At 50.7% G+C, this 13,916-nt stretch carries 7 protein-coding genes and 1 pseudogene; 7 read left to right on the top strand and 1 reads right to left on the bottom strand.

The window, feature by feature from the left end; all coding sequences use genetic code 11:
- The first annotated feature begins 401 nt into the window (after nt 1-401).
- From Q0294_RS14795 to amt, 3 genes are all read left to right on the top strand, one after another.
- Entirely contained in the window at nt 402-1,964 is a 1,563-nt protein-coding gene (locus tag Q0294_RS14795; protein WP_299466971.1) for a thiamine phosphate synthase, read from the top strand.
- A gap of 41 nt (nt 1,965-2,005) precedes the next feature.
- Entirely contained in the window at nt 2,006-3,073 is a 1,068-nt protein-coding gene (locus Q0294_RS14790; RefSeq protein ID WP_299466968.1) for a tRNA-dihydrouridine synthase, read from the top strand.
- 303 nt (nt 3,074-3,376) lie between these two features.
- Nucleotides 3,377-6,358, top strand: coding sequence for an ammonium transporter (gene amt, locus Q0294_RS14785; RefSeq protein ID WP_299466965.1), 2,982 nt, complete (start codon nt 3,377-3,379; stop codon nt 6,356-6,358).
- A 10-nt stretch (nt 6,359-6,368) separates the two neighbouring features.
- Here amt and Q0294_RS14780 read toward each other — a convergent pair.
- Nucleotides 6,369-6,998, bottom strand: a pseudogene (locus tag Q0294_RS14780) (ATP-binding protein); the annotation flags it as partial.
- Between the two features lie 349 nt (nt 6,999-7,347).
- Between Q0294_RS14780 and Q0294_RS14775 the strand changes: the two are divergent.
- The 4 genes from Q0294_RS14775 to Q0294_RS14760 all read left to right on the top strand — a co-directional run bounded on the left by Q0294_RS14775 (nt 7,348) and on the right by Q0294_RS14760 (nt 13,846).
- Nucleotides 7,348-8,322 carry a DUF1559 domain-containing protein gene (locus tag Q0294_RS14775; protein WP_299466959.1) on the top strand — a complete coding sequence of 325 codons (975 nt, stop codon included), beginning with the start codon at nt 7,348-7,350 and terminating at the stop codon, nt 8,320-8,322.
- A 102-nt stretch (nt 8,323-8,424) separates the two neighbouring features.
- Nucleotides 8,425-8,847: a hypothetical protein gene (locus Q0294_RS14770; protein WP_299466956.1), complete on the top strand. Its 423-nt coding sequence runs from the start codon at nt 8,425-8,427 to the stop codon at nt 8,845-8,847.
- 164 nt (nt 8,848-9,011) lie between these two features.
- Entirely contained in the window at nt 9,012-12,290 is a 3,279-nt protein-coding gene (locus tag Q0294_RS14765) for a DUF1553 domain-containing protein (protein ID WP_299466952.1), read from the top strand.
- A gap of 38 nt (nt 12,291-12,328) precedes the next feature.
- Nucleotides 12,329-13,846 carry a DUF1501 domain-containing protein gene (locus Q0294_RS14760; protein ID WP_299466949.1) on the top strand — a complete coding sequence of 506 codons (1,518 nt, stop codon included), beginning with the start codon at nt 12,329-12,331 and terminating at the stop codon, nt 13,844-13,846.
- The last annotated feature ends 70 nt before the right edge of the window (nt 13,847-13,916 follow it).

The raw sequence follows: 13,916 nt of genomic DNA, 5'->3' as shown, positions 1-13,916 counted from the left end.
AATTGCTTTGAAAAGGAAAGGTTCCTAGGAATAATACGTTACTCACCCAAAAACGTCGAGGAATTTCCCAAAAGTACTCCAGGAACGTGAAAGGAAGTCACTGAAACTCCACCACTTACCAAAATATATTACCCATTTTAACATCCCGAATTCCAAAGGGTGGGGCAGTTCCCGGCCGCACACTCAGATTCATACAGGAAAGTACAGGGAATCTCCACCCTGCAAAAGCCACAAACTCGGCACAATCCACAAAACCACTAATTTCAATTCTAGTACCCCTGCCCCGATGTAGCAAGATAAGCCTTTGATCGGTTACCCTATTTATTAGTGCTCGGTTTACTGCAAATGGTAACGAATGATTTCATCTGTCCTTTACTACTTCGAGAAAAATTCAAATCCTCATGCAACATTTACTGACAGCGGGAGCCCAGCGCGCATTGAGACAGGCGGCAATGATTGCGCGCAGTTCAGCAGAATCAGAGCTGGAAGCCATTCATCTGCTGGCGGCACTGGCCTGTGAAGAATCGAGGGCAGCGGAAATACTGCAGACACACCAGATTGAACTGGCAACGATTCTGACTGAGTTTCAGCTTCGGCTACCTGATGAACCCATGAATACAGCCGCGGCCAGCCCGGATCAGCCGTTTGAGCTCTCAGAGGCGCTACATCAGTTTCCCTCATTGCGGGAGATTTTGAACAGCGCGTTACAACAGGCCAGCCAATCGGCGATTCCCACCGAAATTGGAAGTGAGCATCTTTTGTGGGGGCTGCTGACAACCGCCGGCAGTCAATCAGACTGGTTGTCTGCTCAGGGAAGCCTGTCTGCAGCATCTCTGGAACACTCCATTAATATAGGTCACGACCATTCTACAACCCCGATTAATGTGGATTTCGCATTTCGTACGGTTTCCACAACCGTCAGCGACCAGACAAATACCTTGAGAACCATCGATGCCGCTGCCAACCGTCTGCGGGAAGGTCTGCGAGTGATAGAAGATTATTTGCGTTTCACATTGGACGATGCGCATTTGATGGGACTTCTCAAAACCACCCGCCACCAGTTGGTGGACGCTCTCAAATTCATCGGACAGGAATCTCTGATTGCCAGCCGCGACACTCTCAACGATGTCGGGACCAGCATCAGCACCACTTCTGAATTTGATCGACAATCGATAGAGCATCTGTTGCAGGCAAATTTGAAACGAGTGCAGGAGGCAACACGCACACTGGAAGAGTTTGGCAAATTGATTTCTGTGGAAGCAGCTTCCATTTTCAAACAGATGCGTTATTCTCTCTACACTCTCGAAAAAAGTATCCTGGCGTGTGTCTATAACCAACGCAGACTGGGAAATTGCCGGCTTTACCTGCTGGTATCTGAGTCTTTGTGCCATCACGGCTCAGGGCCTGCGATTCGTGAGTCGCTGGCAGCCGGCGTAGGCATCGTACAGATTCGCGAAAAAGAAATGACAGATCGACAACTTCTGGAGCATGGAAAACGTGTGCGCGAGTGGACGAGAGCAGCAGACGCCATCCTGATCATGAATGATCGTCCGGATCTCGCGATTGCCATAGACGCCGATGGCGTACACGTCGGTCAGGATGAGTTGCCGGTACGTGAAGTCAGACAAATTGTCGGGCCACGCCGCATGATCGGGGTCTCCACACATAACATCGAGCAAGCCCGGCAGGCAGTACTGGACGGAGCCGACTATCTGGGGGTCGGACCGACGTTTCCCACCACCACAAAATCATTCGCCGAACATGAATATGCGGGCCTGAATTTTGTGAAACAGGTTGCAGCAGAAATCAGGCTGCCCTGGTTTGCCATTGGCGGTATCAACGCAGACAATTTGAAACAGGTATTACAGGTGGGCGCGCAACGTTGCGCTGTCAGCAGCGTCATTTGCAGCCACGAGCATCCCGGCCAGATTACCAGAGCGTTACTGGCACAGTTCCCGGGCTGATTTCTCATTAATATATTATATAGAATAAATCCATCACCATTATGTCAGTCAAGCAGTTACAGCCCGTTTCACTCGGCCCCTATGAATTGAAATCTCCGCTGTATCAAGCGGCGCTGAGCGGTTACAGTGATTATCCGATGCGCGTCATCGCTGCCAGACTGGGGGCTGCATATACCCTCTGTGAAGTCATGATTGACCGGATGATCGTACAATCCAAACAGGGTAAACAGAACTCGATGATGTACTGTCATCAGGACGAGTTTCCGGTTGGCGGTCAACTGATGGGTTCGGAACCGGAAGAATTTGGGCCTGCTGCGCAAAGGCTGGTAGATGCCGGCTTTCATGTGATCGATATCAACTTCGGCTGTCCTGTCAAAAAGGTCATGAGTCGTTGTCGCGGTGGCTATCATTTGAGTCAGCCTGAAGTCGCCCTGGAAATCATTTCCCGTGTTCGCGATGCCGTCCCCGATCAACTCCCTGTGACGTTAAAAATGAGGCGCGGCATTGATGACACTGCAGAATCAGAAGACCACTTCTTTCGTATCTTTGACGGTGCCTACGAACGCGGTCTGGCTGCCATCACCGTACATGGACGAACCGTGCATCAAAAATATGTTGGCCCCAGCAACTGGGAATTTCTCAAAAAAGTCAAGCAGCACGCCGGCGAAAGAACCGTCATCGGAAGTGGTGATCTGTTTTCGCCGCAGGCCTGTCTTGATATGTTGCGCGTCACTCACGTCGATGGCGTTTCAATTGCCCGGGGCGCGATCGGAAATCCCTGGATCTTTCAACAGACGGCTGACTTACTCAGAGGTCAGTCGATTTCCCCACCCGACATCCATGAGCAACACGCTGTAATCACCGAACATTTTGAAATTGCCCGCGCATTTTATGGAGAGCAAAAAGTCTGCAATACCATGCGCAAGTTCGGCATTTTTTATTCCGAACTTCATCCAGAACGAACAGCCGTCCGCGATGCCTTTATCGCCGTCAAAACAGCAGAACAGTGGCTGCAGGTGCTCAAGCAATGGTACCGCGAGAACGCCCCCGGGAAATTTCCACCGGTTGAGAAACCAAATCCGCTATCACTGGAAGCAGCGACTCCCTGAAAACGCTGAGTCAATTCTCTCGACGACAGCCCATCTCAATGCAGACCCTTTTGCGCGCTTTTTACAATTTTGATATTGAATTGAACTTTTGATCGAGGTCTCTCAAGAGCATCCGTTTGTCAACGCTTCACGCCGATTGTAGCGAATATGCTAAACATTCAGGGAAACTAAAAGAGGGATTTGACTCAATATTTTTTGACTGTCGCCAAAACCAACGTAGAGTTTTAAAAATCTTCCTTATAAATTCATACGATCACACAAGCGCTTTGTGGTTGCCCAGAAATCCATTAAAGACCCCTCATAATGTCCTATGAGTTAACAACCAACACGATTTGGGTACTTACCTGTACCAGCCTGGTTTTCTTGATGCAGGCCGGTTTTTGCTGCCTTGAATCTGGCCTGTCCAGATCAAAAAACAGCATTAATGTGGCCACCAAGAATGTGGTCGACTTTTTTATCGGCGCTTTGATTTTCTGGCTGTTCGGTTATGGATTAATGTTTGGCAGTTCTTTTCATGGATTGATTGGAACATCCCACTTTGCATTCGAAGACTCCAGCCCGGAACACTGGCCTACCGTCGTATTTCTGTTTCAGCTTGTCTTCTGCAGTACGGCGATGACGATTTCCTCCGGAGCCGTTGCAGAACGGATGCGCTTTCGATCTTACATTTTCCTGGCATGCGGGATTGGCGCGATCGCTTACCCCATATTTGGCCACTGGGCCTGGGCAAAATATGATTCCGGTGATCCCTCGGGATGGTTAGGAAAGCTGGGTTTTATTGACTTTGCAGGTTCGACTGTTGTGCATTCCGTGGGAGCCTGGTCCGCCCTTGCTGCAGTTCTGATTCTTGGCCCACGCAAGGGACGTTATTCAGACAATTCAAATCAGACACGATTCTCATCGAGTAATCTGCCGTTAGCAGCACTGGGATTTTTCTTACTCTGGTTTGGATGGTTTGGCTTTAACGGAGGCAGCACACTTGCATTGAACGGAGAAGTGCCCTCCATACTTTTGAACACAATCCTCGCCGGTATTGCAGGAGGCTTGTTTGCCCTAACATGGGAATTAGTAACTTCAAGGGAAATCTCTGTTGAAAAGATTTTCAATGGTTCACTGGCAGGACTCGTCGCCATCACGGCGTCTTGTAACGCGGTATCGTATCCCAGTGCGATTCTCATTGGAACGATTGCCGGTGCAGTCATGCTGGCCTCTCTGCATCTTCTGGAAAACCGATACAAAGTGGATGACGTCGTAGGGGCAATTCCCGTACATGGGTTTGCCGGAGTCTGGGGAACATTGGCTGTCGCGATTTTTGCGGATACCGCCGTATTTCAAAACGGTGTGACCCGTATTCATCAATTGGGAATTCAAGCGTTAGGTGTTGTGGTCTGTTTTATCTGGAGTTTTGGATGTATCTGGATTTTCATGTCTCTGTTGAATCGATTCAATCCGATTCGTGTTTCGGCAGAAGACGAAAAAGTCGGACTGAATGTAGCTGAGCACGGAGCTTCCACTGAATTACACAGTCTGCTGGAGACAATGATCGCCCATGAAAAAGGGGATAATGCTTTACGAGCTGCCGTTGACAACTTCACGGAGGCAGGTATCGTCGGTCATCAATACAACCGGGTTCTGGATGCACAGGAAATATTGCTATCTGATGTCAAAGATCGCGAGCTGCGATATCGATCTATCATGGATAACGTGATGGATGCGATTATCACAATCAGCCCGAAAGGAAAAATTGAAGAATTCAATCTGGGTGCAGAGCATTTATTTGGTTATCTCAATCACGAAGTCATAGGAAACAATATCAATCTCTTAATCCCTCCATTGCATCAGAAAATTCGATATGAATATTCTGAGGGAGAACTCAATCCACAACTGATGAGAGCCATTGGCGCCAGACAGGAAATCGTTGCGCAACGGAAAGATGGTTCCACATTTCCAGCGGAACTCGCTGTCAGTTCTGTCGTATTGGCAGATCGGGAAATTTTCACCGGCATTATTCAGGATATCAGCCAACGAAAAGAATATGAACGCTCATTGAACGAAGCACGCAAAAGAGCTGAAGCTGCAAACGAAGCCAAAAGTGAATTTCTGGCAAATATGAGTCATGAAATCCGTACGCCGATGACGGCCATTCTGGGGTTCACTGATATCCTCCTGAGTCATCTTAAGAATCAGGACGATATCGAATCTGCCAATATTGTAAAGCGAAACGGTGAGTATCTCATCGGCGTCATCAATGATATTCTCGATTTGTCAAAAATCGAAGCCCGGAAAATGGAACTGGAACTCGTCCGCATCAACGTGCAGGAAATCGTGAGCGATATCGCAGCGCTCATGCAGGTCAAAGCGGACTCAAACGGACTCAAATTAAAGATCTCTTTTGAAAATCCGATACCGGAGACCATTATCTCTGATCCGACACGTCTGCGACAGATCTTGATTAATCTGCTCGGAAACGCAATCAAATTTACAGAAACCGGATCTGTTGAACTTCGAATCAAAACCATCCATTCTGAAAATGGACCATCGCAACTTCAATTTGAAGTCATTGATACCGGAATCGGTATTTCTAAAGAAGCTCTCACGCAAATCTATCAGCCTTTTACACAAGCCGACAACTCTACAACCAGGAAATACGGTGGTACCGGACTGGGACTGGCGATTACGAAACGCCTGGTCGCAATGCTCGGCGGTAAAATCCAAGTGATCAGCGCCATCGGCGAGGGGACCACGTTCACAATCTCTGTCAGCACGGGCTCTCTGGAAGGCATACGACTTCTGCAACTGGACGTGAGCTCTATCAAAAAAGTTTCCACTGAAGTCAATCAGGAGAAATCCGTCAAATCGAACAGCGGCATTTCTTCAAGTCGGGTTCTGATCGTGGAAGACGGTCTGGACAACCAGCGCCTCATCTCGTTTCTGCTTAAAAAAGAAGGCATGAAAGTTGATCTCGCCGACAATGGTAAAATTGGTTATGAACAGGCGATGGCGGCATTAGAATCAGAACAACCATATGATTTTGTTCTGATGGATATGCAGATGCCTGTGATGGACGGTTACACCGCAACCAGAAAATTACGCGACGACGGTTATACCGGACCGATCATTGCATTAACCGCTCATGCGATGAAAAATGACATGGAAAAATGTCTTGAAGCCGGCTGTAATGCCTACGCAACCAAACCCGTTGATAAAAGAAAATTGATGGAGACGATCGCTCGACTTGCAGAACCCGAAAATCATCTGACGGTTTCCGCTGATACGCATGCATGATTGTCGCACTTCATGACCAGAATTGCCGGTCGAGTGTGCGATAATTGATGGCTTCACTCACGTGCGCTGCTGTGATATCGTCGCACTGATCCAGGTCGGCAATCGTGCGACTGATGCGTAAAATCTTATCGTGCGCACGCGCGGAAAGCCCCATTTCTTCCATCGCCGATTTCAATAGAGCCTCTGCATCGGAAGCGAGCAGACTATATTTTCTCAATTGACGCGGCGTCATTCGACCATTATGCGACGTCGATTCATTCTGAAAACGGCGCGCCTGGATCTCCCGGGCGGCAAGCACCTGTTCTCGCATGGTTGCACTGTTCGTTCCCGATGATTGATTCGAAAGTTCGCGAAAAGGGACGGGGGGAACTTCAATGTGAATATCGATCCGATCCAGTAATGGACCACTGATTTTGGAAAGGTAGCGTTCAATCTGCATCGGATTACAGGAGCATTTACGCCGCGGGTCAGAAAGATATCCGCACGGACAGGGATTCATCGCGGAAATCAACATCAGATTTGCAGGAAAAGTGACACTGCCAATCGCGCGGGAGATCGTCACTTCCCCTCCTTCTAGAGGCTGTCTCAAGACTTCCAGAGTACGTCGGTTAAATTCGGGCAGCTCATCAAGAAATAGTAGCGACAGCATTTGATAATGAAACTAACCCCGGAAAACCGCACAGGTATTCGTCTCTTTATTTGAAATCGAAAAATTTCCGTGCTTGAAAACCGTTTTGTCTGGTCAAAGGAGGTGAAGCGGGGATTATTTAATAAAGTAGTATTATATATAATTATTGCAAATAATAGACTATCGTTGACTTACTGAACGGATTCATTTTTAATTGATGAATTCTCTTAATGTTTTTGAGCCCGGAATCCTGGATCAGAGGCCGCTTCGATTTCGTTGAATTTGCTCTCGAACCCCTGTTATTTCAGCATTCTATTAAATTCAGACAGAAATCATTTCATTACTTATCACTCGGAGAAAAATGATGCAAAAACAAACGCGGGTCGGCTTTACACTGATCGAGTTGCTCGTCGTGATCGCAATTATTGCGATTTTGATTGCCCTGCTGTTGCCTGCCGTGCAACAGGCCCGGGAAGCCGCGCGGCGCAGCACCTGTAAGAATAATTTAAAGCAATTGGGAATCGCGCTGCACAATTATCATGAAACCCATAAACGGTTTCCCTGTACCATTCACACGAACAAGACCTGGAGCTCCATTAATTCGGATCATGGCGGCAGCTGGTTAGTGCAATTGCTCCCTTTTCTGGAACAGTCCACACTCTATAACGTATTGGACTTTAATTTAGATCCTTCCCATCAGGCACAGACTGCCGGTGGTCAATATGCCTATACGGTTGAGATCCCTGCATTTATCTGTCCGAGTGACACCCATGAAGGATTTTGGACGAATGGCATGAGCGTTGATGGAACAACGAACGGGCAAAAACGCGCGGTTTCAAACTATTCGGCTAGTATGGGCAGTCAGCAGAATACTCCGGGGGGAACACACAATAATTATTTTGGACATGGGCCAGTGACCCGCGCAGACACAATGAATCCACGAGAAATTTCAGGTGTGATTGGCCACATGTCCTGGGCGGCGCGGATCCATGATATCACCGATGGAACAACCAATACGATCGCGCTTGGAGAAGTCCGTCCGGAGTGTTCTGATCATGTTCGCAATGGCTGGATGCACGTGAATAGTATGTATACGGGTACGGGCGTCGCCATCAACTTCGATACCTGTGAAGACAGTCCGGGCGCCGCCAGCGGAACGCCCAACTGGTTCACCGGACAATGGGGCAACAGCCAGGGTTTTAAGTCAAAACATGTTGGCGGGGCGCATTTTCTGCTCTGTGATGGATCGGCACGTTTTTTGAGTGAAAACATCGATATGGTCACGTACCAGAGACTGGGAGATCGGCGCGACGGTCAGCCAGTGGGTGAATTCTAATGATTCCCCCTTTGATTTCGTTTCCGTAATACGAATTTTTCAATCAGCCTGCTTGCCGTTCAATGGCAGCACTCGTTCGCCTTATTCCATTTGGAGAAAAAAATGCCTAAGTCCATGATCCCTCACTTTGTTATACTGGGAACGCTGATCCTGTCTGCGGGATGCGGGTCCGGTGCAGACAGACCGTCAACGGCAAAAGCAGAAGGTACAGTCACATTCGAGAACCAACCGTTGGAAGGTGCCAGTGTTTCATTTATCCCGGAAAGCGGACGTCCTGCTTCCGGTTTTACAGATGCGAGTGGCCATTTTATTTTAAGAACATTTGAGGCCGCCGACGGGGCGATTCCGGGAAAACATACCGTGATCATTTCCAAGCTCGCCTCCGATTCCAAAAAACAGGATGACATCTATGCAGAACAGAAATCAGCCATCCCTGAAAAATATGCAGACCTGAAAAAATCAGGACTCACTGCCGCAGTGAACGCCGACGGAGAGAATAAGTTTGACTTTGATTTGAAGAAATAAGTCTTCACGAAGAGATCAATTTTTTAAATTCGACACTCAACCGGTTGCCAACTTCAACATAACACGAAACGTTCATTATGATGACGCGCTCGCTCACGTACCTGTTTTTGACATCATGCTTCTTCACAGCTTACGCCTTCGGAGAAGAACTACCGTCGAAGAAAATGATCGACTTTGAAAAACAGATCCTGCCGCTCTTGCAGACGAAATGTTTTGAATGCCATGATGAAAACACGCAGGAAAGCAAGTTTCGACTGGATAAGAAATCCGGCTTGCTGCGCGGCGGCGAATCGGGTGAACCGGCGATGATTTCGGGACAGAGCGCGCAGAGTCATTTAATCAAACTGGTGCGGGGTGCAGAAGCCGGGCACGTGATGCCCCCCGATGAACAGGATCGTCTTTCAGAAACACAGATTCATCTGCTGGAGATGTGGATTGATCAGGGCGCACCGTGGCCCGGTCCGCATGGTGTGGTGAAACAGGAAACGCAGTCGACCGACCACTGGTCGTTTCAGCCTTTGAAGAAAGTCACTCCCCCCGATCTCAGGGATGACTGGATCATCAACGGCGTGGACGCGTTTGTGTTACAGAAACTTCATGCGAAGCAGTTGACGCACAACCCGACCGCCGATCGTCGCACCCTGATCCGTCGGCTCTTTCTCGATGTGCTCGGTTTGCCCCCCACGCCCGCAGAGGTGCAACAGTTTCTCAAAGATGATTCTCCCGATGCATATCAGAAACTGGTCCAGACTACACTGGACAGCCCGCATTTTGGGGAACGCTGGGCCCGTCACTGGCTCGATCTGGTTCGCTTTGCAGAAACGCATGGCTTCGAAACGAACCGCGAGCGCCCCAACGCCTGGCCGTACCGCGATTATGTGATCCGGTCTTTCAACGAAGATAAACCCTACGATCTGTTTATCAGAGAACAGATTGCCGGCGACAGTTTTGGCAATCCGCTCGGAACCGGATACCTTGTCGCAGGCCCCTACGATCTGGTCAAAAGCCCGGATATCAATCTGACGTTAATGCAGCGGCAGAACGAACTGGACGACATGATCAACACGACCGGGACCGCATTTCTCGGTCTGACGATTGGCTGTGCTCGATGTCACAATCATAAGTTCGATCCGATCACTCAGACCGATTACTATTCCCTGCAGGCGATTTTCGCCGGTGTGAAACATGGTGACCGTCGTCTGCCCGTTCCGGAATCACAACTGAAAGAAGTGAAACGCAGGCAGGCGGAAGTTGCGAAGCTGAAATCCGACCTTGAAAAATTTCTCCCGAAATCAAACTCCCGCCAGTTTGTTTTCATCGACGATGAACCGTCGATGATGAGCAAAGAGGACGAGCCAGCGCAAGTACAGATACTGCAACCGCTGGCAGGGCAGGGGACGAATCCGGCCGGCACCGCACGCGGCGAACAGAATGATCCCGGCAGCGATGCTTATTCGCCCAACGTGAGTGGCGGCAAATACAGCTGGTGGAAAAATCAGCCCGGCAAGCCGGTATTCGCCTGGAAGCCCGGCGTTCAAGGCGAGTATCGCATCTGGCTTTCCTGGGGCTGCGGTTTTGAGACGCATTCTTCCGACGCACGTTATGTACTCGACCGCGATGGCAACCCGGAAACTACCGACGACTGGGAGCAGGTGGCTCTGGTAGATCAGAAAAAATTTGCAGATGGCTCCGATCCTTCCGCACGAAAAGCACTCTGGAGCGGCTTTTACCATGCGGGGAATTTTACACTGGACGAGCATGCAAGTCTGTTATTGATCGGTGGCAATACCGGTTCTGCCGTGACCGCTGATCTGGTTCTGCTGGAAGCCGTGGTTCAGTCACCGTTGAGCCAAAGCCCGGAAAAACCGGCATTTCGTCAGCCCGTGCAGGCGACACAGAATATCGAGCGGATCACTCCCACCGAAACGAAGTTCGTGCGGTTTACTGTACAAGTCACCAACGGCGGACACCCTTGTCTGGATGAACTGGAAATATTTTCGTCAGGTGTGAATGTCGCGCTGGCACAGGCGGGAAGCGTCGCCACCTGCTCCAGCGCACTGCCCGGTTACCCGATTCATCAACTCAAACATGTCAACGACGGGAAATATGGCAACGCTCACAGTTGGATTTCCAACGAAATCGGCAAAGGCTGGGTCCAGATCGAACTGGCACAGCCGACTCTCATCGATCGGATCGAGTGGGCCCGCGATCGTGAAGGAAAATATGCCGACCGTCTGGCCGTGGATTATGTGATCGAAGCTTCCCTCAATGGTAAAGACTGGGAAACTATCGCCAGCTCCAGTGATCGGCTGCCGCTTTCCTTACCAGCGTCGACATTAAAATCGGCAACCGTCGCCTACCGCTTTGATCATCTTCCCCCCGAGCAGGCCAAAGCCGGTGAGAAACTGCTTGCAGAGCTGATAGCAGCGGAACATAAACTGGCTCTGATTCAGTCGACGCCAACCGTTTATGCGGGACAGTTTTCGCAGCCCGGCCCCACGCATCGTCTTTATCGGGGAGAACCGCTGGCCAAACGGGAACAGGTCCTGCCCGACGCCCCGGAGATCTTCACGAAACTGAACCTCCAGGCAGACACGCCCGAACGCGAACGCAGAAAACGTCTGGCCGAATGGGTTGCATCACCGAAGAATCCGCTTACGGCCCGCGTGATAGTCAACCGCATCTGGCAGTTTCATTTCGGTCAGGGACTGGTGACAACGCCCAGCGATTTCGGTGCCGGCGGCGTCGCTCCCACGCATCCCGAACTGCTCGACTGGCTCGCGCAGGAACTGATGGCACACGACTGGTCTTTAAAGCACATTCACAGTCTGATTTTGAATTCGGCCACCTATCAGCAGTCGGGCAAACCGAATCCGCAGGCGAATCAGATTGATGCGGCTTCTCAATACTGGTGGCGTTTTCCGCCGCGACGACTGGAAGCGGAACCGATTCGCGATTCCATTCTCTCCGTCACCGGTGTGCTTGATCTCAAACAGGGGGGGCCCGGTTTCAGCGCGTTCGAAGTCGACGCCGAGAACGTGCGACATTATCACCCAAAAAAAACGTACGGCCCCGAAGACTGGCGACGCATGATTTATATGACCAAAGTCCGCATGGAACAGGATTCCGTGTTTGGTCTGTTCGACTGCCCCGATGCCGCCACCACCGTCGCCAAACGCAGCCGTTCGACCACGCCTCTGCAGGCATTGAATCTGTTTAACAGCACGTTTCTGCTGCAACAGGCAGACCTGTTCTCAAAACGACTCGAGACTGAAAAACCGCACGATCTGCCCGCACAAGTGAACCGTGCATTTGAGCTTTGTTTCTCTCGTCCGCCCACGCAAACCGAACAGGCCGAAGCCATCGCGTTTATCAATCAGTACCAGCTTCCCGCCTTTTGCCGGGCGCTGTTGAATAGCAATGAATTACTGTTTATTCAATAACCCGAACGAAATCAACGAACATAAAACGAGTCACGATCATGAGCGCATCAAACTCCCGACTTCCCGCCAGTCGACATCTGTTGAACCGCCGAAGTTTTCTGAATCAGACCGCCACCGGTCTCAGCAGCATCGCCCTTTCGGCCATGCTGGCAGAACATCAACTCCTGGCAGCCAGCAAAGATCCAGGCCGCACGGTCGGCGGAAAAGCGCCGATTCGGCCACAGATCGACGCCGGCAACCCGTTCGCCCCGCGCGACACCCATTTCCCGGCGGCTGCGAAAAACGTACTGGTAATTTTCTGCTCGGGTGCCTGCAGCCATATCGATACGTTCGATTACAAACCGGCCTTAATCAAAATGAACGGCAAGCCGCTGCCCGGCGGCGACAAGCTCGTGACCTTTCAGGGGCAGCAGGGGAATCTCACGCAGAGCCCCTGGAAGTTCAAACCGCGCGGCGAATCGGGGAAAATGATCTCTGATCTCGTTCCCCATTTAGGCGCACTGGCAGACGACATCTGCTTTTTACATTCCATCAAAGGCAAAACCAACACGCACGGGCCGGGGGAAAATTATATGTCAACCGGTTTCACCCTCGACGGCTTTCCCAGCATGGGCGCCTGGACCAGTTACGCGCTAGGGAGTGAGAACAGCAATCTCCCCGCTTACGTGGCGATTCCCGATCCGCGGGGCACACCTCAGGCTTCGGTGAATAACTGGGGCCCGGGATTTCTGCCGGCGGCCTTTCAGGGAACCGATTTCAACGCAGCGCAACCGATCCGCAATTTAGATCGCCCGTCTGCGATTGCTTCCAAAACCGATCGAGCCACCCGCAATTACCTGCAGCGTCTGAACGCACAACATCTTGAACGCTTCCCCGGTGATACCGAACTGGCGGCCCGCATTTCCAGTTACGAACTGGCAGCCCGCATGCAGCTCAGCGTTCCCGAAATCAGCGACCTCTCCCAGGAGTCAGCGTCCACACTCAGCATGTACGGCATTGATGATACCAAAAATCAACTCAAAGCATCTTACGCGAAGAATTGTCTCTTGGCGCGGCGGCTCATCGAGAAGGGCGTGCGTTTCGTGCAACTTTTCAATGGCGCCTATCAGACCGGTGGAGAAGGGGTCAGTAACTGGGACGGGCATAAAAAAATCGCCGATCAGTACAATGTGCATGGTCCGGTTCTCGATCAGCCGACGGCTGCGCTCATTAAAGATATGAAACAACGCGGTTTGCTCGAAGACACGTTGGTTGTCTGGTGTACCGAATTCGGTCGCATGCCCACCTTCCAGAAAGGAGCCAGCGGTCGCGATCATAACCCGGAAGGTTTCACCTGCTGGATGGCAGGCGCCGGCGTCAAAGCACCGTTTACCTATGGTGCTACCGATGAGTTCGGCTATAAAGCGGTCGAAAACGTCGCCACCGTGCATGATTTTCACGCGACGATCTTACATCTACTCGGCCTCGATCACGAGCGGCTGACCTTCTACCACAACGGCCTCGAACGCCGCCTGACCGACGTGCACGGCACCGTGATTAAAGATGTTTTAGCGTAATGACGCCATCCTGCCCCCCGCCTGTCCACTGACGATATCTTGCGGCTGACATACAAGAAAAGACAAAGAG

Origin of the sequence: uncultured Gimesia sp. (assembly GCF_937919775.1) — a bacterium.
GTDB lineage: Bacteria > Planctomycetota > Planctomycetia > Planctomycetales > Planctomycetaceae > Gimesia.
The sequence above is the reverse complement of the archived record's forward strand: the minus strand, read 5'-3'. Positions and strand labels throughout refer to the sequence as shown.

Excerpts from the sequence above, each read along its gene's own strand:
- Q0294_RS14795 (WP_299466971.1), top strand. The coding sequence starts at position 402 with ATGCAACATTTACTGACAGCGGGAGCCCAGCGCGCATTGAGACAGGCG.
- Q0294_RS14790 (WP_299466968.1), top strand. The coding sequence starts at position 2,006 with ATGTCAGTCAAGCAGTTACAGCCCGTTTCACTCGGCCCCTATGAATTG.
- amt (WP_299466965.1), top strand. The coding sequence starts at position 3,377 with ATGTCCTATGAGTTAACAACCAACACGATTTGGGTACTTACCTGTACC.
- Q0294_RS14775 (WP_299466959.1), top strand. The coding sequence starts at position 7,348 with ATGATGCAAAAACAAACGCGGGTCGGCTTTACACTGATCGAGTTGCTC.
- Q0294_RS14770 (WP_299466956.1), top strand. The coding sequence starts at position 8,425 with ATGCCTAAGTCCATGATCCCTCACTTTGTTATACTGGGAACGCTGATC.
- Q0294_RS14765 (WP_299466952.1), top strand. The coding sequence starts at position 9,012 with ATGATCGACTTTGAAAAACAGATCCTGCCGCTCTTGCAGACGAAATGT.
- Q0294_RS14760 (WP_299466949.1), top strand. The coding sequence starts at position 12,329 with ATGAGCGCATCAAACTCCCGACTTCCCGCCAGTCGACATCTGTTGAAC.